This window comes from Streptomyces scopuliridis (assembly GCF_042790125.1).
Classification (GTDB): domain Bacteria; phylum Actinomycetota; class Actinomycetes; order Streptomycetales; family Streptomycetaceae; genus Streptomyces; species Streptomyces scopuliridis_A.
Genome location: NZ_JBHTZS010000006.1, coordinates 168,798 through 193,627, shown reverse-complemented (window position 1 = coordinate 193,627; position 24,830 = coordinate 168,798). Strand labels below are relative to the sequence as shown.

At 68.9% G+C, this 24,830-nt stretch carries 27 protein-coding genes and 1 pseudogene; 23 read left to right on the top strand and 5 right to left on the bottom strand.

What is annotated here, in order from left to right:
• The first annotated feature begins 214 nt into the window (after positions 1–214).
• The 9 genes from ACFRKB_RS12135 (at position 215) to ACFRKB_RS12095 (ending at position 5,688) form a co-directional block, all read left to right on the top strand.
• Complete coding sequence (locus tag ACFRKB_RS12135) at positions 215–700, top strand: ATP-binding protein (RefSeq protein ID WP_383105461.1); 486 nt, start codon at positions 215–217, stop codon at positions 698–700.
• A gap of 77 nt (positions 701–777) precedes the next feature.
• A complete protein-coding gene (locus ACFRKB_RS12130; protein WP_383105460.1) occupies positions 778–1,164 on the top strand; it encodes a hypothetical protein in 387 nt (128 codons plus the stop codon).
• The gene (locus tag ACFRKB_RS12125; protein ID WP_383105459.1) at positions 1,164–1,592 is read left to right on the top strand and encodes a DUF6415 family natural product biosynthesis protein; all 429 of its coding nucleotides are present in this window, start codon (positions 1,164–1,166) and stop codon (positions 1,590–1,592) included. The genes ACFRKB_RS12130 and ACFRKB_RS12125 overlap by 1 nt, the downstream gene beginning before the upstream one ends.
• 112 nt (positions 1,593–1,704) lie before the next feature.
• Positions 1,705–2,046 carry a hypothetical protein gene (locus ACFRKB_RS12120; RefSeq protein WP_383105457.1) on the top strand — a complete coding sequence of 114 codons (342 nt, stop codon included), beginning with the start codon at positions 1,705–1,707 and terminating at the stop codon, positions 2,044–2,046.
• A 7-nt stretch (positions 2,047–2,053) separates the two neighbouring features.
• Positions 2,054–2,656: a JmjC domain-containing protein gene (locus ACFRKB_RS12115; protein ID WP_383105455.1), complete on the top strand. Its 603-nt coding sequence runs from the start codon at positions 2,054–2,056 to the stop codon at positions 2,654–2,656.
• A 326-nt stretch (positions 2,657–2,982) separates the two neighbouring features.
• Positions 2,983–3,483: an NUDIX domain-containing protein gene (locus tag ACFRKB_RS12110; protein WP_383105453.1), complete on the top strand. Its 501-nt coding sequence runs from the start codon at positions 2,983–2,985 to the stop codon at positions 3,481–3,483.
• A 214-nt stretch (positions 3,484–3,697) separates the two neighbouring features.
• A complete protein-coding gene (locus ACFRKB_RS12105) occupies positions 3,698–4,114 on the top strand; it encodes a DUF6302 family protein (RefSeq protein ID WP_383105451.1) in 417 nt (138 codons plus the stop codon).
• A gap of 332 nt (positions 4,115–4,446) precedes the next feature.
• Positions 4,447–5,103 (top strand): hypothetical protein, encoded by a 657-nt coding sequence (locus ACFRKB_RS12100; RefSeq protein WP_383105450.1) that lies wholly within the window; start codon positions 4,447–4,449, stop codon positions 5,101–5,103.
• 78 nt (positions 5,104–5,181) lie between these two features.
• Positions 5,182–5,688 (top strand): NUDIX hydrolase, encoded by a 507-nt coding sequence (locus tag ACFRKB_RS12095; protein ID WP_383105448.1) that lies wholly within the window; start codon positions 5,182–5,184, stop codon positions 5,686–5,688.
• Here ACFRKB_RS12095 and ACFRKB_RS12090 read toward each other — a convergent pair.
• The 5 genes from ACFRKB_RS12090 to ACFRKB_RS12070 form a co-directional block, all read right to left on the bottom strand.
• Positions 5,664–7,562, bottom strand: coding sequence for an ATP-binding cassette domain-containing protein (locus ACFRKB_RS12090; RefSeq protein ID WP_383105446.1), 1,899 nt, complete (start codon positions 7,560–7,562; stop codon positions 5,664–5,666). The two genes, ACFRKB_RS12095 and ACFRKB_RS12090, sit on opposite strands and share 25 nt — an antisense overlap.
• Before the next feature lie 100 nt (positions 7,563–7,662).
• Positions 7,663–8,421, bottom strand: coding sequence for a lasso peptide biosynthesis B2 protein (locus ACFRKB_RS12085; RefSeq protein WP_383105444.1), 759 nt, complete (start codon positions 8,419–8,421; stop codon positions 7,663–7,665).
• Positions 8,415–10,169 carry an asparagine synthase-related protein gene (locus ACFRKB_RS12080; RefSeq protein ID WP_383105442.1) on the bottom strand — a complete coding sequence of 585 codons (1,755 nt, stop codon included), beginning with the start codon at positions 10,167–10,169 and terminating at the stop codon, positions 8,415–8,417. Before ACFRKB_RS12080 ends, ACFRKB_RS12085 begins: the two co-directional genes overlap by 7 nt.
• 92 nt (positions 10,170–10,261) lie before the next feature.
• Positions 10,262–10,414: a hypothetical protein gene (locus ACFRKB_RS12075; protein ID WP_383105440.1), complete on the bottom strand. Its 153-nt coding sequence runs from the start codon at positions 10,412–10,414 to the stop codon at positions 10,262–10,264.
• 104 nt (positions 10,415–10,518) lie between these two features.
• Positions 10,519–10,662 (bottom strand): hypothetical protein, encoded by a 144-nt coding sequence (locus tag ACFRKB_RS12070; protein ID WP_383105439.1) that lies wholly within the window; start codon positions 10,660–10,662, stop codon positions 10,519–10,521.
• Positions 10,663–10,888: 226 nt separating this feature from the next.
• Between ACFRKB_RS12070 and ACFRKB_RS12065 the strand changes: the two genes are divergently transcribed.
• From ACFRKB_RS12065 to ACFRKB_RS12000, 14 genes and pseudogenes are all read left to right on the top strand, one after another.
• Complete coding sequence (locus ACFRKB_RS12065) at positions 10,889–12,340, top strand: transcriptional regulator (protein ID WP_383105438.1); 1,452 nt, start codon at positions 10,889–10,891, stop codon at positions 12,338–12,340.
• 163 nt (positions 12,341–12,503) lie between these two features.
• Positions 12,504–12,875, top strand: coding sequence for a hypothetical protein (locus ACFRKB_RS12060; RefSeq protein ID WP_383105437.1), 372 nt, complete (start codon positions 12,504–12,506; stop codon positions 12,873–12,875).
• Positions 12,865–13,296 carry a DUF6093 family protein gene (locus tag ACFRKB_RS12055; protein ID WP_383105435.1) on the top strand — a complete coding sequence of 144 codons (432 nt, stop codon included), beginning with the start codon at positions 12,865–12,867 and terminating at the stop codon, positions 13,294–13,296. Before ACFRKB_RS12060 ends, ACFRKB_RS12055 begins: the two co-directional genes overlap by 11 nt.
• Positions 13,296–13,724 (top strand): HK97 gp10 family phage protein, encoded by a 429-nt coding sequence (locus ACFRKB_RS12050; protein WP_383105433.1) that lies wholly within the window; start codon positions 13,296–13,298, stop codon positions 13,722–13,724. Before ACFRKB_RS12055 ends, ACFRKB_RS12050 begins: the two co-directional genes overlap by 1 nt.
• Positions 13,721–14,167 (top strand): hypothetical protein, encoded by a 447-nt coding sequence (locus ACFRKB_RS12045; protein WP_383105432.1) that lies wholly within the window; start codon positions 13,721–13,723, stop codon positions 14,165–14,167. The genes ACFRKB_RS12050 and ACFRKB_RS12045 overlap by 4 nt, the downstream gene beginning before the upstream one ends.
• A 118-nt stretch (positions 14,168–14,285) precedes the next feature.
• On the top strand, positions 14,286–14,924 hold the full coding sequence (locus tag ACFRKB_RS12040) for a phage tail tube protein (protein ID WP_383105430.1): 639 nt from the start codon (positions 14,286–14,288) through the stop codon (positions 14,922–14,924).
• A 77-nt stretch (positions 14,925–15,001) separates the two neighbouring features.
• On the top strand, positions 15,002–15,484 hold the full coding sequence (locus ACFRKB_RS12035) for a hypothetical protein (protein WP_383105429.1): 483 nt from the start codon (positions 15,002–15,004) through the stop codon (positions 15,482–15,484).
• Positions 15,427–15,825, top strand: a complete 399-nt coding sequence (locus ACFRKB_RS12030) for a hypothetical protein (protein ID WP_383105428.1) — start codon at positions 15,427–15,429, stop codon at positions 15,823–15,825. Before ACFRKB_RS12035 ends, ACFRKB_RS12030 begins: the two co-directional genes overlap by 58 nt.
• Before the next feature lie 34 nt (positions 15,826–15,859).
• Entirely contained in the window at positions 15,860–20,128 is a 4,269-nt protein-coding gene (locus ACFRKB_RS12025) for a phage tail tape measure protein (RefSeq protein ID WP_383105426.1), read from the top strand.
• Between the two features lies 1 nt (position 20,129).
• A complete protein-coding gene (locus ACFRKB_RS12020) occupies positions 20,130–21,083 on the top strand; it encodes a phage distal tail protein (RefSeq protein ID WP_383105425.1) in 954 nt (317 codons plus the stop codon).
• Positions 21,084–21,096: 13 nt separating this feature from the next.
• Positions 21,097–22,023 carry a hypothetical protein gene (locus tag ACFRKB_RS12015; protein WP_383105424.1) on the top strand — a complete coding sequence of 309 codons (927 nt, stop codon included), beginning with the start codon at positions 21,097–21,099 and terminating at the stop codon, positions 22,021–22,023.
• A gap of 2 nt (positions 22,024–22,025) precedes the next feature.
• The gene (locus ACFRKB_RS12010; RefSeq protein ID WP_383105423.1) at positions 22,026–23,129 is read left to right on the top strand and encodes a hypothetical protein; all 1,104 of its coding nucleotides are present in this window, start codon (positions 22,026–22,028) and stop codon (positions 23,127–23,129) included.
• On the top strand, positions 23,130–23,609 hold the full coding sequence (locus ACFRKB_RS12005; protein WP_383105421.1) for a hypothetical protein: 480 nt from the start codon (positions 23,130–23,132) through the stop codon (positions 23,607–23,609).
• Between the two features lie 107 nt (positions 23,610–23,716).
• Positions 23,717–24,637 (top strand): annotated as a pseudogene (locus tag ACFRKB_RS12000) (peptidoglycan-binding protein); the annotation flags it as partial.
• Positions 24,638–24,830: the final 193 nt, after the last annotated feature.

Genomic DNA, 24,830 nt, shown 5'->3' with positions numbered 1-24,830 from the left:
GCCCGGCACGCCATGCCATCGCGGATTCAGGCGATGCCTTGGTCTCAGCATATGCCGTTTTCTACTCTGGAGAATATTCTCCGGAGTATCCGTTGCTGCATAACTGTCCCATGAGGCACGGTGGTTGAGCCACAGCAGAGCGTAAGCGCAGGGTCGCTTAACGCCGCTGTTTCGCGTGCCTGAACCGCTCGTGCACCTCCGGAGGAGATATCGGATGTCCCTCATTGACCACTACGAAGACCACCTGCGGGAGCAGGCGGCACGGGTGGTGCTGCGCGGGTGCGAGCTGCTCTACAGAACGGCGCGTCAGGACCACGGAATCACAGCGGAGGATGCCCGTCAGCTTCGCGACGCGCGGCAAGCATGCACGCAGATGGCCACCCAGTGGGGACTGTCCTATCTGGAGGAGAGCATCGGCCTCTTGGTCAGCGAGCTGATGACGAACGCCTTCACTTACGGAGTGAGCCCATACGTCCGGCTGCGGATATGGCTCACCACGGACGACTTGTGGCTGGAGGTTTGGGCTGGCTCCTCGGCATCGCTCCAGCGACGTGACCCTGGTGGTGACGCCACATCGGGCAGGGGACTGTGGATCGTGGACTATGTCGTGCGTGAGTGCTGCGGGGCATGGGGTAGGACCGCAGACACGACGGCGACGTGGTGTCAGATCCCCGTCCGGCCGGAACTGGTGGCTGCGTAATGCCGCCCGTGGTTCTCGCCCCCACCCCTCGCGGAACCGGCACGGGTGGGTCTTGGTCGCCTCCACCCGCCAGTGCCATGTCGAACGACTCAGAGCTGCTTCAGCGTCTTCTGGTCGCACTGCGACGGGATCTGCTTGACGGTTCACCGGAGCGCCCGACCGTCGCTGCGGTCCGGAACACCGCAGGGTTCGTGCTGTCCGGTCGTGCCTTCCTTGCCGAGGACGGAGAGGAAGCCGAGACCCTGTGTCTGACCCTCTGTCGCTACGTGAAGTACCTGATTCCCCATGTCCAGTCGCCCTACGTTGTGGGCTGGGCGTGCGCGTTCGAGCTCGTCCGCAGCGCGCAGGACTTGCTCAAGGAGTGCGAGCAAGCCGGGGCGAGCTTCCGCATGGCCGTGCGGCTCGCAGGTGCGTGCCACACCCTGCTGGAACCGGTGAGCGAGCTGGTGGGGGATCGGCTCTGATGACCGTTGTCGCCGAAGTACCGCCTCGGCGGGCAGCACCCGACCGGGCTGCAAGCGCGGTGGCCGCGCACCGGCAGGACCGGGTGGCCCTCACGTTCGCCGGCACCCAGACGTGGGATTGGTACGAGCTGCCCTTCGCTCTGGGCGCTGGCTTCGAAGATCTCGAAGTCGTACTCGGCGAGCGGGCAGCCCCCGGGCCCTGGGACCTTGGGCCGTTGGCCCATCGGCTCACGGGACTGCTGAGTCGTCTCGGTGACATCGCGGTCCGCCAGGGCTACGTAGCAGCAGCGCCCGTGACCCGGAGTCGGCGCCTCTGTACGAGTACGGAGGAACTGCCCGACTGCTTCATCCAGGCACGGGCTCGGGTGCGCCTACTGGCCCTGGCCACCTCTGACCTCCTGGATCTGCTCCTGGAGGACTCGTCGTGAACGTGCTCGCGGCGCCCTCCCCCTGATCTCCGTGCCCGCCTGTGGGATGCCGTCCCACACTCCCGCGGGTGGGCACGGGTCCACAACACCCACTAACGGAAAGGGAAAATCGATGACTGCAACTGTTCCGGAAACGATGGTTGACCAGAGCGGCCTGATCGATCTGATCAAGGAGGTTAATCATGTGATTTCACGGCACGAGGCGGGCAGCTCTTTCCGGCTGCTGTTCGCTCCCGTAGAGCTGAGGGTCGCCGACGACGAGATCTTCGTCCAGACCGTCAGTCCGGAAGGCGTCGTGGAACTGCGTCCACGCAAAATCGCTGAGCTTGGACCTGACGACATTATCCATGCCACTCAGTCGGTCGATCCTGGGGATGCGGCGTTTTACGCCGCTAGGGGGCCGCATGACCGATCGTGCATAATGGTCGATGGGCGCCACTACTACGTAGTGTAGGGCATCTGTGAAATTTTGCAGTCCTGAGCAAATCGGTTTTCAATTCCTCGCGCGGCTGTCGGCGATAGTCTTACCGCACTACAGGTCCTCGGGCGTCCAGGCTGTGCAGGTCCCTCGGGCACTCGACGCCTCGTGGCTGACGGACCTCCCACTTCCCCTTGGGGATGGGCGATCACATGGGCAGACAGTGGCTCTCGTCGATGGCTCGGAATTTCACCGGGAGGTTTCCGAAAGGGCGATCAGGGACGCCTATGAGGAGCGGCCGCGGACGCGGGTCTACGAAAGCATAAGTGCGCGGAGTGACGGCTGGTTCAGTTTTGCCACCCTCCATTTCTCCAGGCTCGTTCGGTGTCAGGTCGTATGCACCATGTATGAATCGAATGCTGGGGATCAGAATCTCATCCCACATGTGGATCAGTGGTTCGGCGTGATCGTGCAAATGCGAGGCGCGAAACGGTGGAGAATCTGGCCGAACGAGAATAGTGCTCCACAGGAAAAAGTGATCGAGACTGGGGACGTGCTACTCCTTCCGCGAGGTGTAAAGCATGAAGTGCGCACACCGGACTATTCGGTTCACCTGGTTTTTGCCATCACCGACGAGCCCATATAAAGGGGCAAAAGTCCCCACCCGCAGGCAGAGGCGCTGCGTGGCATTCACCGACTGCTGCGCTCCCGCCCGCCGGTGTCAGAGACAGCCGTCAGGTGGGCCCGGCCGACATAGGGCCGAACTCACCTGACGGCGCACGTGGGGGCTCCACCCCGGGACAGGCGGCCCGCAGCCTCCCCTGAGCGGAGCACGGCATCTCGTGTTGGAGCCCCCACGTAGAGGACCGTCCGGCGGATCGGACTCGCGCCCGAACCGTCGGCGGGCGGTACAAGATCCCCGGCTCAGTGGCTGGGTGTACATACACCAGACCAGAAAAGAGAAAACCCGGTATGTCCCATAGTGGCGAATACTTTCAGACCCCGCCGCGACGTCGGATTGGCGTGCTGGCGCTGATACGGGAGCCGAGCGGCGGCGTGCTCGTGGTGAATAAGTCGTACAGGCAGGATCGGGCCCCGCTTTCCTGGGGGCTGGTGGGAGGGTCGGCGGAGGCGGGCGAGCTGCCGATGGTGGCGTGGCGGCGTGAGGTCGCCAGGGAAACCGGCCTGTACCTGAGCCCGGGGCGGTTGCTGGTCGTCGACTACGTCCCCGCGACAGAAACCGGCGCCGAGGGGTTCAACTACCTCTACGACGGCGGGGGCACCATCGCGCCGGACACCGAGATTGTCCTGCCGGACGAGCTGCTGGAATACGCGTTCATCGCCCCCGAGGCGCTGGACGTCCACCTGACGGCCCACAGCGCGCGGCGCACGCGCGCCGCGCTGGCGGCGCTGGCCGCCGGCACCACCGCGGACCTCGTGCTCGGGCATCCGGCCCATGAATACAGGCCCTAGGCCAGACCACGGTCACCTCTTCCCCCGTAAGGGGTGACCCTCCCCGGGCCTCCGGTCGGAACAGCCGCTGGCAGAGCGGCGTTCTGCCCCGGGCCGGAGGGCGGCACCTGCCGTCGGTACGACGGCGTGGCAGGTGCCCCGGCCGCCGCCGCGAGTCCTCGCGCGGCGGCCGGACCCGACTTTCTCCGCACCGGACCTCTCAGAAAGAAGTCTCATGAAACACACGATGGAGACGGATCGTGCGTCGATGCTCGATCGGCTGGCGGATCCCACCCTCCTGGACGCCGCGGTCGTCGTGCCCGTGGGTGAGACGGACGGCGTTGTCCGGTGCCGGCTCGCAGTACCAGTGGGGGGCGGTCGTCTCGCCGGATACCTCACCGTCGAGGACTATGCCGAGGCGCTGACTGTGCTCACGATGCTGGACGGCCGATCCGGTTTTCCCCACGTACGAGTGAGAGAAACCGTGGCTCCTCGCGACTCGCGCCGGACGATCATCTGGGGCGAGGACCCGCCCGAGTCCGATGCCCTGGCCCGGTGGCGGTTCTACGGCTACTCCGACAAGGCAGTCGCCCGAGTACGGGAGGGCGAGCAGACGAGTGGTCACCCGCCCGCGGGCCTCGACACGAACTGATCGGCCGGTGAGCGTGTTGTGTGATTCCCACGAGAGCGAGCCAGGCGACCCGCCCCGCAGCGGGATGGGAATGGCAGCTCGCGCTTAGCGGGGGAGAACACAGAAAGCTGACCGCGCCCCGGCCGCGCTCTGTGGGGAGCAAGCGGCTGGCCCCGGGACTCCTGCCCGCGGGATGGAACGCCTACAGAGCTGGGGCTCATGGGTGGTCTACAGGAGGCGCCCGCCATGGGAAACGGCTGAGTCCTGTGGCGGGCCGTCCGGCCGTTGCCACCCGTGTGGTGGCGGCCGGGTCCCTTTTGCCCTACTGATCATATCGACCGACGGAAGAGACTATGCACGCCACCGGACGACCGCAGTTCACGATGCGGCCCGCCACCCTCGACGACAACCCCCAGTTGGGACGCCTCATTCAAACGCGGGAGATGTGGATGCGCGCGAGCGGGTTCTCGGGGCATCGCGAGCTGATCCATGTGCTCTCGTCCGTCTCGTCTTCGGCCGGCGCGGAGGTCATGGTCCTGGAGGAGCCGGGGGACGAGCCGGGGCAGGAAGCGGTGCTGCTGGGATGTACGGCGCTGACGCACGCAGTCACCGCGAAAGGATGGGAACCGGCCGAGCGCAGGGTGCGCGCCATGGCCATGCAGCGGACCTACAGCCATCCCGCACCCCGATACCGCCAGGATCGTCTGGGGCAGTTGATGACGTGGTGGGTGGCCGACTACGTGGCGCGCCGGTACGCGGATGTCGAATGGATTCGCAGCACCGTGCGCAGCCCCGCTCTGCTGAAGCTGGCCCGCGACCGGGACGGTTGGCGGGAAGTGCGGGAAGTGCGGGACGCGGCCCATGCACGGGTCCATCTCATCCAGCGGGAGCCGAAGCAGATGGACGGGCTGAGGGCGTTGATCGCCAGTCCGCCGGGTCTGGTCGTGGACAGCGCGGTAGCCAGGGGTGGAGGAAAGGTTGGTCTTCGGATAGTCCCGAACCCGACGTGAACCCGCAGCAGGGGATTCCCGGGCCCCTCTCGCGATTGGTTGTCCCTGGACGAGTGGTTTGAGCGGAAGGACGTCGACATGGCCCAGGAAGTGCGTTCACAGCTCGTCAGCCGTGTCAGCGGACTGGCCTGGATCTCCAATTCACGTGGCCGGGTTCTCACCGTGCTGGGGGAGCAGGGCCCGCGGCTTCCCGGCGGACCGGTCCGGGACCGTCAGTCGGACGTGGCGGCCGTGCTTGGTCACGTCTCGCAAGACACGGGCCTGTCCGTTACTCCGGTCCGTCTGCTCGGAATCAACTGGGAGGAACTGCCGGGGGCGGAGGTGAGCCAGAGCTTTGTGTACCTCTGCCGCGCCGTCAGTCCGTGCGCCCTGGTCTGCCCGCCGGACACGGCCACGCGGCAGTCCCACCCGTGGGCGATCGGGTGGCTCACGCTGGGCGAGGCACGCCAGGACATGCCCCCGGCCTCCCTCCGGGTGTTCGAGGCGATGTGGAGGGCGTGGCGGGACAACACGACCACGGTCCTTCAACATGGCCGTCCCGCGCTCGGCGCGCCCGAGTATCAGGCATCGTCCTGGCCGTCCTGAAGGCGGTGGAGTTCGCCGAAGAGGGAGCCGGGGCGTTCGAGCAGGTCGCGGTAGGTACCGGACTCCGCGATACGGCCTTGGTGCATGACGATGATGCGGTCGGCGACGCGGGCGTTGGCGAGCCGGTGCGTGATGAATAGCGCCGTGGCGCCTTCCGTGAGTGTCTTGAGGCGGCTGAAGATGCGGTGTTCGGCGCGTGCGTCGAGGGCGGCGGTGGGTTCGTCCAGGATGTGTACGGGGGCGTCGCGGTGGAAGGCGCGGGCGATCGCGATGCGCTGCCACTGTCCTCCGGAGAGGTCATGGCCTCCCCACCACGAGCGGGCGAGAGAGGTGTCCAGGCCGGCGGGGAGCTTGTTGATTGCTGTCATGGCTCCGGCGGCTTCGGCCGCTGCGCGGACGGCGGTGTCGCTGTTGTTCGGTGAGCCGAGGGTGATGTTCTCGCGGCAGGTGAGTGGCCATCGGGTGTAGTCCTGCGGGACCATGGCGAGTCGTGCCCACACGGTGGCGGGGTCGGCGTTGGCCAGGTCGACGCGGTCCCAGGCGACGGTGCCGGAGTCGGGGAGGTAGAGGCCGGTGAGGAGATGGGCGAGGGTGGTCTTGCCGGATCCGTTCTCTCCTACCAGGGCGATGACTTCACCGCGTTTGATCTCCAGGTCGACACCGTCCACGGCCGGTGTGGTGGTGCCCGGGTAGGTGAAGGTCAGGCCTCGGGCGGAGATGACGTCAGGTCCGCTGTCCGGGATGGCCACGGTGCCTCGGTGGGTGCGGTGGGCGCGTGCCTCGGTGAGGAATATGGTCCAGTCCTCCAGGTAGAGGCTCGTGCGGAAGAGCCGGGCTCCGGCCTGGGTCATACCGGCTAGAGCCCCGTTGGAGGTGCGCAGCGCGAACAGGGCCGTGCCGGCTGCGGCGAGATCGATCCGGCCCGCGGCGACGAGTCCGGCCAGCGCCGCCCACGCGGCGGTCATCGCCAGGGCCGATACGGCGTCTCCGGTGAGCTGGGTACGCAGCGCGCGCAGTGCGGAGGTCAGGCCCTCCTTTTCCAGCCGGTCGGAGACCTGTCCGTAGCGGTGGGTGAGGAAGCCGCCCATTCCGCAGGCCCGGATCTCCGCGGCGGTATTGCGGTCGGTGCAGTAGCCGCGCAGCAGTGTCCGCAGCCGGCTGTCGGCGAGGGTGGCGTGCGCGGTGGCGTGCTGGATCCGCGCGGCTTTCACTGCGGCCCAGCCTCGGGGGAGGGCGGCGAGGAACAGCAGGCCCAGGAGCAGCGGGTGGAGGGCGCTGAGCACGGCGATGGCCGCGGTCATCTGTGCGAGGCAGGAGATGAGGGCCTGCGCGTCGGTGACGAGGTCGCGGGTCAGTTCCGCGCCTTTGCCGGCGGCTTCGAGGTTGTCTTCGAATCCGGGGTGTTCGTAGGCGGACAGTTCGACCGCCGCGGCGGCGCGCAGGACTTCGAGGTCGGCTTCGCGGGCGCAGCGTGGCCCGAGCCGCGCGGCAGCCGCGCGGGATCCGGCCTCCGTGAGCGCGGCGCCGATGAGGCAGACGACGACTACCACCGTCGCGGGCACTGCTCCGGCGAGCAGGGGGCGGACGTTGTGGCCGCCGGTGTAGGCGGCGAGGATGTTCAGGAGGGCGCCGATCACGCGGGTGGTCATCGCCAGGGCGACGGCTGCGAGAACGGCTGTCAGGGTCTGTGCGGTCAGCATGCCTACCAGGGCGCGGCGGTCGGCCCGCCAGCCGAGCCGTACGGTGGCCCGCAGTGTCGCGGGCAGTCGGCGGGCCATCGCGAGCGTGCTCACGGTGGTGCTCGCGGTGTCGTGCTGGCCTATCTTGAGGCGCATCTCCGGGGCGGCGCCGGGAGCGGGAGCGTGTGCTGTCACCCGGTCTGGTGTACGGGCCTGGTGGGGCGGCGCGCATCGGATTACCCGCCGCCCTCACACAAAAGGCCAGGCAGAACGACCGGAGCGTCAACGTGGCGCCTTATCGGTTCACTCGTACGGGTGGTGGTGTCGTGATGACGGGGACCCAGGGGCGTACGGGGTTGTTCTGGTCCGGGCCGTCCAGCCCGAGCGCGCCGCCGCCCTCAACGCTCACCCAGGCGTGCGCCTCGTTGGGCAGGGGCCGGGCACCGAGGACCCAGTGGACCCGGCGCCCGCACAGCGCGGCGGCGAGGACGGTCGCCAGGGAGACTTCCATGCAGGCGATCCGGCCCGGCCACCATGCGGGACGCACCTCGACCACCGCCCGGTACAGCAACTCGGCGTGAGCGCCGCGTGCTGCCGGAAGGCGCCGGAGCGGGGTCAGGGCGCGCAGAAGATGACGCAGCGGCAGCCGGAGCGCGGCCAGCGAGGCGGCCAGCCCCACCACGGCCACGGCCCGGATATACAGAGGAGGCCGGGCGTTTCCCGGTGGGATGGGGCGTGTCCAGCCGGCTCCGGGCCGGGGAACGGTACCGCCGGACCGTCCGGCGCGCTTCACGGCGCGGTGGTGGGTGGCGAGCATCCCCTCACCGGTCAGCCGGTCCACGGTCTGCGACACGGCGTTCTCGACCTGTTCGCGCTGGTAACCGCGTACACACAGTTCGTCGACGAGCTGCGCAAGTTGTCCGTTCAGGGCCGCCTCCCAGATCCGGCGGGTGTCCTGGTCAAGCCACGTCCAGCAGCCCGTCACTTCCACGAGGACCGCGGTGGTGTCGTGGCCGATGCTCCGGCGGTGCACGCCGTCCGGCACGCTCAGCACCGTGCACCTCCGGTGATTTCGGCGTGGTGATCGGACAGCCACCAGCTGGCCGCGAAGAACTGGTCCAAGGCCGCGAGCGGGGCCCTGGCGTCCCCGGAGGCAGCCGTGTTCAGCGCCCCCGTCACCTCGCCGGGATCGATCAGCCCCGACTCGGTGAGCGGACTGGACAGGATCATCTGCGCCAGCATGTGGCGGTTGGTCCGCATCCCGGCGATCAGCAGTGGCGTGAAGTTGCCCTTCGAACGTCGGCCGGTCAGCCACAGCGGTAGGTCCGGCCGGGCAGCAGCCAGCAGCGGTTTGTACATGCCGGTCTTGCGCCGCTCATGGGCCGGAATCGACAGGCATGCCCGGACGACTGTGCTGTCCAGGAACGGATGAACCGGCCGCACCCTCAGCGCCGTGTACAGCGGCATCTCGTCCCGGGCTGTCTGCCCGTTGAACCGCAGCGCCGCCCAGTCCTCCCACTCTCCGGCATCAACCGCTGGATGCGCGTCGGCGGATTCGGCGAGGAGCCTGGCCACTGTCGCACGGCCACGGGGCGTCAGCCACGAGACAGCCGGGCCTATCCGGCACCAGCCCCACACCTGCGGCGCCACCGCGGCCCGCCCCGCCCGTACGGACGTGGCCGCGCAGTCGAGCGCGACACCGCGCCAGCCCGGCCGGGCAGCTTCCCTCACCGCCCGCCAGACCGGGCCCGGCGCGCAGTTCCTGCGCCTCGCCCACGCGGTCACCTGCTCCTTGGCACGCCTGTGCTCCCCGCGCTGCACCAGCGCCACGAACGCTGCGCTGGAGGACTCCAGCACCACATCGCCACCGTGCCCGGTCAGATGCACCGACGAGAAGCCCGCCGCCGGCGCCAGGTAGTCGGCGTCCAGGCCCGCCGTCGCGGCCGACAGCACCGGCCCGTACGTCGCCGCCTGCGGACGCGCCGAGAAATGCCACGTCTGCGGCCCGCCCTCGGAGACGATGTGCTCGGCGCCGGCCAGCTCCGCGACCCGCGCGGCGAACAGCAGGTCCTCCTGGTCAGAGAGCGGACCGCCGTAGGTCACCGCCCGTACCGGCCGCCGCTCGGCGGCCGTCAGGACGACCGTGGAGGAATCGAGACCGCCCGACAGATCCGCGCTCACCTGCTCATCCGCCGCCGCGTAGCCCTCGATCGCCTCCCACAGTGCCGCGCCCACCGGCTCCGCGCCTTCTCGGAATGTCCGCTCGCCGCCCAGGCCACGCACGTCGACCAGCTCGTACGCGCCCGCGGTCACCAGCAGCCCGTAGCCGCCCGGCACCACACGCACCCGCTCGAACAGCGACCGCTCCGGCCAGTGGTCATCCCCGGCAACGATCTGCGCGGCCAGCAGCCCCAGATCCGGGCCCGTCCCCAGAGCGCCCGCCAGTGTCTGAGCCCTTGATGCCCACGCCAGACCGCGGCTGGTCTGCGCGACGAACAGGCCACGTACTCCGGCCAGATCACCGGCCACGAACGTACGGTCCGCGCTTTGTGCGACCACCCAGTACGAGCCGGGCCAGCGCGTCAGATCCGTCCACCGCCCGGCCCTCACCGCCTCCAGACCAGCCCTCAGCTCTCCCTGCGAGACCCGGCAGTCCCCGGCCACCGCCAGAAACACCCCGGCATCGGCCACCACCCGCACCGGCGTACCGGCGCCGTGCCACACGGCCTGGCTGGCTTCCACCGCGACCGCACCCGGCACCGGCACCAGGCCCGCTCCACCCGCCACCCACACGTCTTCCACAGGTTTCCTCCGCCCTGATCGATATCCACAAGGAAGGCGGCGCAGCCCACCGGAAGGTGCGCTGCGCCGCCGTTAGCTCACCCGCTGGAGGGTCAGCTGCCCTCGAAGTAGTTGCTCTTGTCGGAGTCGTTGGCGTTCTGCCGGCCGAGGGTGACGTCGGCGACGGGCGCCGTGGTCATGGCCGGGACGAACAGCAGACCGTCGTGCTCGATGGCGGTGACGGGAGAGGTAGTGGTCTCGTACATGTCTGCCTCCACAGCAGTCAGATGGGAACCGGGCCCGGAACGGGCCCGGCGCGGAACTTGGCGGTACGGCCCCAGCGGCTGCCGAGGCAGAGCCCGACCGGTTTCTAGTAGCCCTCGTACCAGTTGCTCTCGTCCTTGTTGGTCTGGGCTCGTTGGCCGAGGGTGACCTCAGCGACCACGGCACTGGTCATCACCGGTGCGAACACCGGCGCTGTCCGCTCAGGTGTGCTCGCGGTGGAACCGGGCATGCCAACCTCCTTGTTGGGATGGGGACTTGCCCCCGGTCGGGTTGCGCTCCGCCGGGGCATCACCAGATCACCAGAGTCCGGAGCTGACCGGAACTCGGTGAAGTACGGCGCTCCCCGGCGGCACGGTGGGTGCGAAACCGGCGCGTGCCTCGGCGGTTTACGGCGAAAAACCCGGCCCCGTTCCCGCCCTGCCCGAACGCTTCTACGCTGGGGTATTCGGCGGCGTATGGAGGCGTCCATGGGAAGGCCCCCGATCGACCGGCGGCCCAATGAAATGCTGGCGCACTGGCTCACCCGAGCGGACATGTCGAACGTGGAGTTCGCCCGTAAGGTCACCGCACGCGCCGTCGCGAGCGGGGAGAGGAACATCAACCCGGACGAGAGCCGCGTCAGGCGATGGCTCGCCGGCGAGACACCCCGGGCCCCGGTGCCCGCCCTGATCACCGACATCATCAGCGAGCGCCTGGGCCTCCCCCTGACGTGCGCCGACCTCGGGTTACCCGGCCCCCGGCGTCCCGCGTCCGTGGACAGCCCGGATCTGCCCTGGCAATCAGGGAGCACCATCGACGCCATCGCGCATCTCACCCGGAGTGAAATCATGCTGCCGCACACCCGACACAGCGCGGAAGCCGCGCACGTCCACCGCGCCGAACGCCTCCTCAGCCCGCTTCAGCAATGGGTCACGTCAAAACCGTCACCGCTGGCCGAGCGCCCGACCGACCACGCCCTATCCGGCCGGGTGGGCATGAGGCAGGTCGAGGATATCCGGGCCATCACTGCGATGTTCCGCGATGCGGACAACCGCCACGGCGGCGCCCTCTCCCGGACCGCCGTCATCGCCCAGATGTCCGACGCGAACGCCATGCTCGACTCCTGCTCCTACACCGAAGTTACTGGCCGCGCCCTGTTCTCCGCCGTCGCCGACCTCGGCAGCGTGGCCGGCTGGATGAGCTTCGACGCGGGCATGCACAAGAGCGCCCAGCGACTGTTCATTACGGCACTCCACGCGGCGGCCGAAGGCGGAGACCGGGCAGTGGGTGCGCACATCCTCCAGTGCATGGCCCGTCAGATGTCCCACCTCGACCACTACGAAGACGCCCTCGACCTGGTCGCCCTCGCCCAGTACGGAGCACGCCGCCAGATCTCACCGGCGACCAGCTCCATGCTGGCCAGCCTCGAAGCACGGTTCCACGCCATCCTCGGAAACCTGGATGAGAGCGAGCGCGCAGCCGGACAAGCCGAGGAAATCTTCGACCGTATCAACCCGGCCGAAGAACCAGTCCACATGGCCTTCTTCGACGCCGCCGAACTGTCCGCCACCGTCGGAGTCGCCCACCAGATCGCCGCCAATAAGAGCCAGGGCACACACCGCACCCGCCGGGCCGAAAAATCCCTGAGCCTGATGGGCCACGCCCTCAGCCTGCGGCCCGAGCACCGCGTACGCTCCAAAGCCTTCGATCACCTGGGCCTCGCCCGCACTCATCTGGCGATAGGAGAGGTCGACGGAGCTCAGGAGGAGACCGACACTGCGCTGGAGCTGTTCGGCGCGATTAGCTCAAAACGCGTCGCCGACCGCCTCATCGAACTCCACGACGAAGCCGAACCATTCGTCAGCAACTCAGCGATCGCCGATATGCGCAGCCGAATCGAGCACGCGGTGTCCGGCTCAGCTGCGTAGTCGGGGACTTGGGAGAGAACGACTACAGGGTTGCAACGCACGGCGCCGTAACTACCTGTACTTCACGTCTTGTCCGGAACCCTGTGTGGCTACATCGTTGACCGTTATGTCGGCCCACGACGGTCTGGCGCTCATGTCCGACAGCCGACCTAGCGTGGTGCGAATGGATCACCACGACAAGACCGGACGTAGCGTCCGGATTACCGCTCACGGCCCGAATACTGCGGTTGAGATCGACGGGGACAAGCTGGACTTCGACGCTATCGGCGCGTACTCCGTTAGCCAGCTCCCAGGCGAGGCCGCGCACGTCGTCTTGCACCTGGCGAACCGAGAGGATACCCGCTTTGACGGCTACGCCCGCGTCTCTGTCGCCGACGTCCCGGACCCGGGCCCGGCGGCCGCCGTTTTTCTGGGCGCCATTGACGCGGAGGAACTGGAGCATGCGGCGCTGGCCCGGCCCGATCTCGGTACAGGCAAGCACTCGTTGACGCAGGCTATGCTCACCCAGCTCGGCGAGTGGGCCCGTGGCGTTTGACGTGGAGGGGGCGCGACGTGTCGTCGGCCGCGTCCTGGATGACAAGTTGGAGGTATGGCGCGACAGCGGTGGCCGAGTTGACGACTACCTGGATGAGGCGACCGGGAGGCTGGTGTCGCCAGCACCCGATGAGGTCTTGGTCTGGGACGGGCTCGGTGCGGTGTTGCCGCTGGGCCGTCCGGCGATCACCAAGCCGCTGAGCGGCGCGGTGGCGCAGGCGCCTTCGACTACCGACTACCAGGTTGTACTGCCGGTTCAAGCCCCGGAACTGCGGCCCGACGATGTGATCCGTGTTGCCGGATCGGTACGGCCCGGTGGGCCGCGTGACCCGCAGCTGGTCGGCCGCCGCTTTCGAGTGTCCGACAAGAACGTCGGCACCTACAGCGTGGTGCGCATCATCCGGGTACAGGTGATCGACTGATGGCGGTAGTGAACCCACATCCCAACGCCCATCCTGACGCGACAGCGTTCCGCGACCCGATCGCGCTCGCCGCCGCTCTGGCCCGGATGGGGCCAGCTGCCCGGGCCCGTACACGCACCATCACCCGACACCACACGATGCTGCTGCGTGTCCGTATTCAGCGCAACGCGTCCGGCAGACCGGGGCCAAGGGTGATCACAGGCCAGTACCGGGCCTCCTGGGATGTACGCGTGCATAGCAGCGGAGGGCAGGTGACGGCGGAGGTGTTCTCCGACGCGCCACAGTCGCGCAGATTGGAGTACGGGTTTGTCGGCGCCGATTCGATCGGTCGGCACTACCGGCAGCCGCCGTTCCCGCATGTCGAGCCCGCTTTCCGGCAAACGCAGCCCGGATTCATCCAGGCCCTGGCGGACGGGGTGCTGCGGTGACCGCCCGACTGCCGGTGACCCGCGCGCTCGCCGCCCTCGTGGAGAAGGCCACCGGCCGCCCGTGCGGGACCGGCGAACTCCCGCGCGTTGAGGGGAAGTCCGGGTGGGAGCCAGCGTCCGCCCCGTACGCGATCCTCGACTCGCTGCCGGCGGAATTCGGCGGACCGCCCCTGTGGGACTGGCACGCGGACGCGGCCTGGTCCTACCAAGTCACTTCGGTCGGTGAACGGGGCGATCAGGTCGAGTGGCTGGCCGACCGCGTACGCGCTGGCGTCGTCGGCCGGGCCGATGGAGGCTGGGTCCACGACCTGAGTGTTCCCGAAGTCCGCGTCATCGACCGGGAGTTGACCTACGACGCCGGAGGGGAACCCTCGGTGTCGGCGGCAGGCGTTATCGTGTCCTACGTACAGCGGTTCACGATCACAGTGACACCGGCTGCGTAAGCTCTTCCTCACCGCGGAGGTCCGCGCGGACGCTGGGCCCCAGGCCAGGCGAACCCCTTTGAAATTCAAGGGGCAGGGCCTCGGTGAGGGACGCTGCCCCAGAAGTGGGAGCGGACCTGTGTCCACGAAAAAGCCTGCCACCCAGAACCGATTCCTGCGGCGCGGCATCTCGAAGATCTACTGGCTCAACACGGTCAACGACCCGCGGTGGCCGTCCCGCAAGGAGATCTCCGCGCCCAACCGGTTCGATCTGACCAACGCCGTCTCGGACATCGAGGGCTGGGCGCTGGCGAACGAGCCGATCGAGACGCCCGACATGGGTTCCACCTTCAACTCGTCCATCCCGGGCAACGACAAGGCGGACAGCTCCAGCCTGACCTTCTACGAGGACCGATTCTCCGACGATGTCGAGCTGCGCCTGCCCAAGGGGGCGAAGGGCTACGTCGTTCTGCTGCGTAAGGGCGACATTCCTGGCTCCCGCTCGGTCGACGTCTTCCCAGTACAGGTCGCCACCCGCGCTGCGACGTACTCGACGGGCAATGAGGCGGCCAAGTTCAAGGTCGACTTTACGATCGTCGACGAGCCGTCGCTGGACGCCGTGGTACCTGAGGAGTTCCATACGCTTCCGGTACCGCCCGAGGACGGCGACGACGACCACCACGACCACGACGGTGACCACGTCGACGTGACCGTGGTCAGCACGACCAAGACCAAGACCGAGGCGACGGTCCGCGAGCACGATGCTGAAGAGGGCTGATCGTGTCAACGCGCCCCGCACAGGCCAAGCGTCCGTCCCCCTCTGCCAGCCCGGTGGAGGGGGCGTGGTCGGCCAAGATGGATCGCCTTCGCCGCCGGGCCCGGCCGCAGAACCGGCTCCGCGTCTGCGACGACGACGAGCTGCGCCAGCGGTACGAAGAGGCCGAGCAGGCCGCCCGACGTGCTCGGTTCGTTGCTGAGGCCAACCACGGTGACGAGTTTGCCGAGCAGAAGGCCGCAGACGCCGACTCGGCGCGCGACCAGGCTCTCCAGGCGCTGGATGCCGCGTCGGAGTTCCTGACCTTCCGCGCACTGCCGCGCCCGGTGCTGGAGGAGCTGATCTCCGAGCACCCGCCCACGGAACAGCAGGCCGAGGAGGGGGCGATCTTCAACGCTGATACCTTCCCCGCCGATCTGGTCTCGGTGGCCTCCGTGGACGGCATGAGCCGTGTGGAGGCCGAGGAGCTACTGAACGGCTGGTCGGCGCCGGACGCGAACGCGTTGTGGGACGCGGCCTGGCAGATCCAGCAGGAGAGCCGGGTCGAGCTGGGAAAAGGCTGAGCCGTGACGCCGGCCTGCGAGCCGAACTGGAGCTGTGCGAGCGGTTCCAGATCCCGCACTCCCAGTTCCTCGGCGGCGACGGCCGCTGGTCCGACCTCGACCGGGCGAAGGCGTTGGCCTGGGCGGACTGGCAGCGGTCGGTGTGCCCGGAGTGCCGTACGCGGCTGGAGGAGTGGGACCGCACCCGCGGTGGTGACCCCCACGCCTACGTCACCGACACCCTGCGCTGCCCCGGCTGCGAGCTGATCGAGCAGGAGCGCGATCACGTCCCGCAGGACCGGTCCGGCTACGGCGTGAAGATCCAGCTCCTCCCGCGCGATCGGTACGAGCCGCGCCCCTGATCCACCCCGTACGTAAGTAAGGAGGCCGCCAGCAGTGGCCGGGTTCACCCTCACGGTCGCGATGCGCGCCGAGGTCCGCGACCTGATCGCGGGAACCCGTGCTGCTTCCGCACAGATGCGGACCCTGGGGGACCGGACCGATGCCGCGAACCGGTCTCTGGCCCGACTGGACGCCAACGGGGCCCACCTCGCTTTGCAGTTCGCCGCGCTGGGTCGTTCCGCCCGCAGTGCCGTCGGTGAGCTGAACCGGATCACCGCCCGCGCCGGGGCCGCCCGTGCGGCGCTGCGCTCGGCCGGGGACGACGGCGCGCGGTCGATGTCCCGGCTCCAGCGGGCGACCGCCGGGGCCGGGAGGAGCGGCGTGTCCGCGACGAACGTGCTCGCCGGTGGCGCCCTCATCCTCGGCACCGGCGAGGTGATCGAGGAGGGCAACCGTTACCAGCGGCAGATGAACCTCTTCCGCGCGGTGACCGACGCGACCGCCGGACAGATGCAGCGGGCCGCCGATGTCGCCCGCGAACTCGGCAACGACCTGACGCTGCCCACCTCGACGTCGGCGGACGCTGCCGAGGGCATGGTCGAGCTGTCAAAGGCGGGCTTTCTCGCGGACCAGTCGATCGACTCTGTACGCGCCTCGCTCCAGCTCGCGGCGGCTGCCGACGTCAACGCCGCCACGTCGGCGAAGTACCTCGGCGACATCATGGATCAGTTCGGCCTTGGTGCTGATCAGGCGTCCCGCGCGGCCGACACCCTTGCGGCCACGGCCAACAACGCGTCGGGCTCGATCACCGACATCTACTATTCGATGCGGTATGCCGGCCCGGTGGCGAACGCCCTCGGCATCACCCTCCAGGACACCGCCGCCGCAGTCGGCATGCTCGGCAAGAGCGGCATCCTCGGGCAGACGGCAGGCACGAGCCTGCGTGGGATCTTCGCGAACCTCGCCGCACCGACGCCGATCATGAAGAACGCCCTGCGTGATCTCGGGATCGAAGCCTGGGACGCCGAGGGGCGCTTCAAGGGCCTGCGCACGGTGATTGACGGTCTGTCCGAGGCCGAACACAGTATGAACCAGCAGGACTTCGTGGCCGGTGCCACCCGGGCCTTCGGCAAGCCTGCGCTCAGTGGCGCGGTGGCCCTGGCGCATCAGGGAACTGAGAGCTTCGACGCTCTGTCAATGGCAGTCGAGCAGACCGGCTCCGCCGCGTCCATTACCGCCTCGCGCGGTGAGGGCCTGGCCGGTGCGATGACGCAACTGCGCACGCAGGCGCGGCAGACCGGCATCGCCCTGTACGAGGGCATGGCCCCTGGCCTGGAATGGGTGACCCGCCTGCTCACCCGTGGGATGTCCGGAGCGACGCCGTACCTGACCACGGCGCTGGAGTACGGGCGGAACATCGCCACGCTGTACGGTCCGGAGCTGAAGGAGCAGACGGCGGACGGGTTCAGCGGCCTCATCGAGGAGGCCCGGCAACTCGTCGGTCCACTCAAGGACGTCGGTGAGCACTCCCTCGCGACCGGTCTCAACTTGTTGATCAACGCGGGCCGCACGCTCGGAGACGTCCTGTCGAACGCCGCCGACGGCGCGGAGCCGATCCTGGAGGCCATCTCCGGGCTCGGGGAGGAAGGCGGCGCGGCGGCCGGGACGCTCGACATTATCGCCACCGTCGGCAACCTTGCTATGGACGCGGTCTCGGGCTTGTCCCTGGTACTCGTCCCGATCGGTCACGCCGTCGGCGGCCTGGTCAGCGCGTTCGGCGCGCTGCCCGGACCGATCCAGTCGGCCGCCCTGGCGATGTTGCTGTTCCGCCGCGCCCAGCCGGCGCTGACGAACATGGCGACCACCATGACCGGGCCCGTCCGCTCGGGCGTTATCTCGTTCAACCAGCAGATGCGCGTGCAGCAGTCCTTGGCCGCCGCGTCCGGCGTCGCCCTGTCCCGGTACGGCGCGGCGTGGGCCGTGGTCCAGGCCCGAGTCGGGTTCCTCGGCAACATGACCAGCGCGTTCCGCAGCGCGAACGGCGCCGGAGTCACGTTCACCGGCACACTCAACGGCATCGGGAGGGCTGCCGGATCGGGACTGCGCTCGGCGCTCGGCGGTGTGACCAACGCGCTCGGCGGGCCGTTCGGCGTCGTCATGGCTGGCGTGTCGGTGGGCCTGGGGCTCCTTGCTGCACGCCAGCAGAAGGCGGCCCAGGCCGCGGCCGAGCACCAGCAGCGCGTTTCCACGCTCACGTCCGCGCTGCGCGAGTCCGGTGGGCAGATCGACAGCAACGTCCGCAACGCGGCGGCCCAGTCCCTGCTGGACGCGAAGACGGAGCAGGGCCAGCTCACCAAGGTCATGGAGCAGGCCGGAGTACCGCTCGCCTCTCTCACCGACGCTTACCTCGGGCAGGGCACGTCGCTGGACGCGCTGCAGAAGCAGCTCCAGACCACGGCCGACAAGCACAAGGCGTGGAAGGACGTCGCCGGGGGCAAATCCACCGTCCAGGACTACTCCGAGGTCGGCCAGCAGTACAAGGACGCCGCCGACGCGCTGGGGTCGGTCAAGGGCGAGATGGCCGGGGCGCTGAAGAACGCCAAGGACCTGGCCAAGGCCACCAACGGCGCCGGTGACGGCACCTCGGCGTATGACCGACTGAAGCAGGCCGTCGGCGGCCTGGCCGACCAGACTGCCGACGCCGATACCCGGACCCGGTCCTTGAAGTCCGCGCTTGACCTGCTGTCAGGAGGCCAGATCTCCCTCCAGGCGGCCGAGGCCAAGGTGAACTCAGCCGTCCTCGACCTGCAAGACGGCAGCAAGGACGTCGACCGCAGGCAGGGGTACGGCGGCAATCAGCTCGTCAACGAGGACAAGACCCTCAACACGACTACCCGGAACGGACAGGGCCTCTACACCCAGCTCACCGCGCTCTCCGACGCGGCGGCCGATGCCTCCGTGGCCACCTTCGACCTGGCCCAGCGCAACGGAGAGGACCTGCCGGCCGGGCTTGCGAAGGCTCGCGAGCAGATGAGCCGGGCCCGGACCGAGGCGATCCAGGCCGCCCGCGGCTACGGACTGACCAAGGCCCAGGCCGAGGGAGTCGCGGACAGCCTCGGCCTGCTGCCGTCGAAGGTTTCGCTGCTGCTCCAGACCAAGGGCATGGACTCCACCCTGGCGAACCTCATCGCCGTCCAGGCCGAGTTCCAGCGGCTGCCGAACGCGAAGACGATCAAGGTTGATTCCCTGTCCGACGGGGCGCAGGAGAAGCTCCGGAGCCTGGGATTCACCGTCAAGACGGTGCCTGGCACCAGGCAGATCAAGATCACCGCGCCGACCGCAGGGGCGAAGAAGAACCTCGACACCTTGATCGACACGCTCGGCCGGACCCCGAACAGCAAGAACGTGGAGGTGTCCGCGCCGACCGCCGCGGCGATCAAGAGCTTGGAGGCCGTGCAAAGCAAGATCCGCGCCACTCCGGGAGCGAAGTCGGTCATCGTGCGTGTACCCACGGCGCAGGCTCGCAAGGAACTGGAGGCGCTGGGCTTCCGGATCGAGAAGGTGCCCGGCTCGAAGAATGTCAAGGTCACCGTGCCGACCGGCGGCCCGCGCAAGGCCGCCGACTCCATCCAGCAACGCATCAACGCTCTGCACGGGAAGTCCGTGACCGTCACCACCCGGCACGTCACAATCTTCGATCAGCTTCAGCAGTCCAACCGCGATACGGCGGACGCGGTGAGGCGGCAGGCGGAGAACCTGCGCAAGCAGGCGAACGGGCACGCCGACGGCGCGGTCGTCGACTACTACGCGGACGGTGGCGTCACCGACGGACCGAGCCGCGAGCGGCACGTCGCGCAGATCGCACCGGCCGGGAGCTACCGCATATGGGCGGAGCGGGAGACAGGTGGCGAGGCTTATGTGCCCATGGGGGCTGCCAAGCGCGAGCGCAGCAAGGCGATCGTGGAGGACGTCGTCGCCCGGTTCGGCGGCCAGGTCGAGTGGTACGCCGACGGCGGCGTCCGGGGAGCCCGAGGTCGCGACTACAGCCCGATGCTCGCCAGCTCCTTCAAGCAGGCTCGCAGCGTCGCGGCGATCGCGGGCGTCGTCCGTTCCTTCGACCTGCGCACAGGCAGCGACCGCGCTCGCACCCGGGTGGTCGACGCCCGCACCGGCGGCCGCGTCCAGGTCGTCGTCGTGCGCGAGCAGCAGCCGCTGATCGGCACCATGCCGGTCACCGTCAGCGATAGCTCGGCAACCCCCGAGCAGATCGGCAGCGAAATGATGCGCAACCTGCGCAACGCCCAACGCGGCGGGAGAGTTTGAGATGAGCACAGCGAAGAAGCAGAACCCGCCGCCGCTGGCCCCGTGGCAGTACGAGATCGGCGGCGTCGTCCTAGGCACCGGGAGCTACGTCCCAGTCGGCGACATCGAAGGACTCGGCGCACCGGCCACCCGGTCGCAGGACACCGACAACCCGAACGGCGAGGGCTCGTCACCGGGCCGGGACTTCTACGGCCCGCGCCCCCTGCGCTTCGAGGCGGGCATCAAGACACCCGGCGACCCGGTGAAGGGCGCCGACATCCTCGCTCGGCTCGAACGGGCCCTGGACGCCCCCGACGCGCGAACTGCTCCGGACGGCCGTCATGTTCTGCGCGGCCGGTGGCCCGGACACTCAACGCGCCGTATGTACGGGCGACTCCGCCGTGTGGAGACGACCAGCACGGCCACCGCGATACATGGGTGGATACCTCTCGACGTCGAGTTCGTGGGTCTGGACAACCCGCGCTGGTACGACGACGAGCTGTCGGAGCTGACACTCGGCCTTGACCAGGCTGCCCGCACCACCGACATGGACCGCACCGTGGATGAGGCGCTGGGCCGCCCCGCAACGTGCCGCCGAACTGCCGACCCGGAGCACCGTCCCGCCGACGACCGGCCCGGCTGGGTCACCAACTGGGGCGACGTGCCGACCTACCCGAGCCTGCGTGTGCACGGCCCCGTCGCAGGCCCACGGATCTGGAATACCGTCACCCGCCGCCTCCTCGAACTCGACCTATCGCTGCGCGGGGGCGAGTGGGTGGAGATCGAAACCCGGCCCCGCACCTGCTGGGCCCTGCGCAACGGCAGCGTCAACGTCGCCAACGACCTCAGCCCTGTATCCCGCCTCGACCTGTTCACCCTCCCGCCCGGCCGGTCCGAGATCGCCTGGAGCGCGGTCGACCCGTCCGGCACTGCGCGCCTTGAGGTGGCGTGGCGGTCGGCGTACACAACCCTGTGAACGGAGAACATTCGTGACGCTGCAACCCCCGATGATGGTGCGCGGGGCCGACCACTCAGCCCGCGCGATGCGCCTGATGATCCGCGACCTTGCCCGAGGCCGGCAGGGCGTCGCGGAGAGCGAGGACCTGAGGGTCCGGCCATTGGAGACGCCCGGTCCCGGTGTCCGCGTCGGCGACGGCTCTGCCCTCATCCACGGCGCCCGTTCGTGGCAAGGGGCCTACACCCAGAGCAACATCGGTGACGCCCGGGTCGACGTTGAGCCGACCGGCCCCGTAGCCCGCACCGACCTGATCGTTCTGCGGATCGAGGACCCTGAGTGGGAGGGCGAACGCGACCCCCGCCGTGAGGAGATCGGGTACTTCCATGTCGTCAAGGGCGTGCCCGGCGATGCCGCCGCCGTGCCCGAGGGCATGACCGGGATCGCTCTGGCCCGCATCACCCTGCCGCGCAACACCGCGGCGATCAGCGCCGAGATGATCACTGACCTGCGGCAGATCGCGAACCCGCGCACTGATCGCATCCTGCGCACCGTGCACCCGACGAAGACGGAGGAGGTGCCCGGCAAGTATGGCCAGTGGGCGGCCTGGCCCAAGGAGGCCGCCTGGGACCTCGACGTTCCGGCCTGGGCGACCACGGCCACCATCGTCATCAACTTGTCCGGCCTGCGCGCCGAGGCGGGCTCCGTGTACGCCGAACTGCGTACCCGGCTTGGGGAGCGCGCCGCGACGCCGACCGTCGTGGATGACGACGGGACGACGACCCGTCGCTCCAGCGTGACCCTGGCCGACACGCTCGCCGTGCCGCCCGCCTACCGGGGCACCCGCCAGCACCTGGCTGTCGAGATCAACCAGAACGACAAGTACGGGGACGGCAAATTGACCGTAGCCAAGGGCACCACGGCCACGCTCGAAGTCGCGTTCACGGAAGGACCGGCTTGACGATGGCCGACTACCGATACATCGTCGCGCGGGCCGCGACCGGCGAGGTCCTGCACTGGAATCTGCCGCTGGGCGAGGTGGAGTACGGTCCGGAGATATCCGGGCCCGGCTCGCTGAAGGCGACCCTGCCGACCGCGTTCCGGCGTTCGCTCAGTGACATGCTCGACGCTGGCGACACCGTGCTCCTGGTCGAGCGCGAGGCCCGCCTCGACTGGGGCGGGGTGTTGTGGCGCGCCGAGCCCGAGGGCAACACGCTGCCCGTCGAGGCAGCCGGGTTCGGCAGCTACCTGCACCGCCGATTCGACCTGCACGGCAATCTCGACGGCCGCGGGCCGTACGTCGAAGCGGACCCGTGCCAGGTGATCCGCGACGTGTGGGCCTACGCGCAGGCGCAGCCGGACGGTGATGTCGGCGTGATCGTGGACGACACGAAGTCGAAGGCGAAGACCGGCACCGCGAAGGACCCGTACACCACGTCGAAGACCGACCCGCGCAGCCTCGGCGAGATGGTGGACGAGATGGCCGAGATCGATGACGGCCTGGAATGGTCGGAGACCGTGGCCTGGCGCGGGCGCCGCGCCGAGCGCCGCATCCTTCTCGGCGCACCACGCCTCGGCCGGCGCAGGGACGACCTGACGTTCACCACGGGTGCGAACGTCGTCGGCACTCCGCACGTCATCAAGGACGCCGACTCCTACGCCCAGTGGGTCATCGGGCTCGGCGCGGGCGAGGGCAAGAAGCGCAAGGTCGTCGTGGACGGCGAGCGCAACGGCCGCCTGCGCCTGGAACATCGTCTGGAGACGAGTGAAAAAGACGAGGCGAAGCTGAAGCAGCGGGCCCGCCGCGAACGGCTGGTCCGCCAGGTCCTGCCCTCGCTGACCGAGCTGGAGATCATCGACCACCCCGCCGCTCCAGTGCACGCGCTGCGTGTCGGGGACGACGTGCGCATCCGCCTGTTTGAGCCGCACACCGCCTACGACGCATGGTGCCGGATCATCGGCTGGACTGTACGGCCTGGCGAAGGCGAGACCGCCGAACGCGTGACCTTGAAGTTGGAGCGCACCAATAAGCCCGAGGAAGAGACGGGCGAGGGAGGAGAAGAGTAGATGCCGGACACCATTGCCGCCCTCGGCCGCCGACTGGCCCGGCTGGAGAAGCGGGTCACGACCCTGGAACGCGCCCGCCGCGCACCGTACCCGGAGTGGCGCGACCTTCCGCTGACCGGCGACACCACCATCCCTGATGAGGAGCAACCGCCGCAGTTCCGCGCCAACCCCTGGGACACGACAGAGTTCAGCGGCCGTATCGGACTCACTGGCGGACGGGCCGTCGACGAGCAGCTGGTCGCATTGCTGCCCGAGGGCTACTGGCCCGCAGCACCGCGCACGGTCGACGTTGCCTCCGACGCGGCACGCCGAAACCTCCAGCTCGATATCGACGCGAGGGGCCTGGCGCGGCTGCGCGTTCAGGGCGGCGGCAGCGTCCGGGCGTCCTGGATCAGCCTCGACAGCACATCGTTCCGAACCGACCACGACGACGCCTGGCTGGCCATGCGCGCCAGCCGCCCGCCGGTGCGGCCCCAGTAACATGACGCCCGGGTGACCCTCCACCCGCTTTCGCACTCCCGAGGGACCGGACCGCTGCGGCGGCCACGGCCGACTGCCATCCGGCGCAGGGGAGATGGACGAAGCGCGTGGCTACACCGCTGAGCGCGGACAGGTTCCTGTCCGCGCTGAAGAGCGCCGGGCTCGGCGTGGTCGAGCACGGCAAATGGCGCACTCATAACCGCAACACTCACGGCAACTGGGGTCCCTTGAACGGGATCATGATCCACCACACCGGGCCGTACAGCTCCGAGAAGGACATGGTGGAGCTGTGCCGGACCGGCTACCAGGATCTCCCCGGTCCGTTGTGCCATGGCGTGATCGACCGATCCGGAACCGTCCACCTCGTCGGGTACGGGCGCTGCAATCACGCCGGAATGGGGGATACCGACGTGCTGCTCGCCGTCATCGCGGAGAAGAAAACCCTCCCGCGCGACAACGAAGCGGACACGGACGGGAACAGGCATTTCTATGGCTTCGAGTGCATCAACACCGGGAGCCAGCCATGGCCAGCGGCCCAGGTCGACGCCATGGCGCGGGCGGCAGCCGCGATCTGCCACGCGCACGGCTGGAACGAGCACTCCGTCCTTGGCCACAAGGAATGGCAGCCGGGCAAACCTGACCCAGGCGGTATCGACATGGACGACTTCCGCGCGCGGGTCGCCCGTCACATTAAGGACGGCGGCAAGCCCGACCCGAAGCCGAAGCCGGACCCGAAGCCAGATCCCAAGCCCAAACCGGATCCGAAACCGAAGCCGAAGCCGAAGTACGCGGCCTACCCCGGTGCCCAGTTCTTCCGGGAGGGGCGCTCCTCGCCGCTGATCACCGCGATGGCCAAGCGTCTGATCGCCGAAGGCTGCGACTCCTACGACACGGCCCCCGGCCAGGTCTGGAACGACGCGCACCGCCGCTCGTACGCCGCCTACCAGATCAAGCACGGCTTCCACGGCGCCGACGCAGACGGTATCCCCGGGCCCGAGACCTGGGCGGATCTGCACGTCCCGCACCAGGCCGGCACCGCCGAGCCGACCCCGACCACCCCGAACCCGGAGCACGACTTGACGCCGCAGGCCCTTGCTGATGTTGCCGAGCGCACACTTGCCACCTACCTCCAGTCGCTGCTGGGCCTGATGGCCGCGTCCAGTACGACGGACATGGTTTCCCTGTCGGTGTGGCAGGCCGCGGCGGTCTCCGCGATACCTG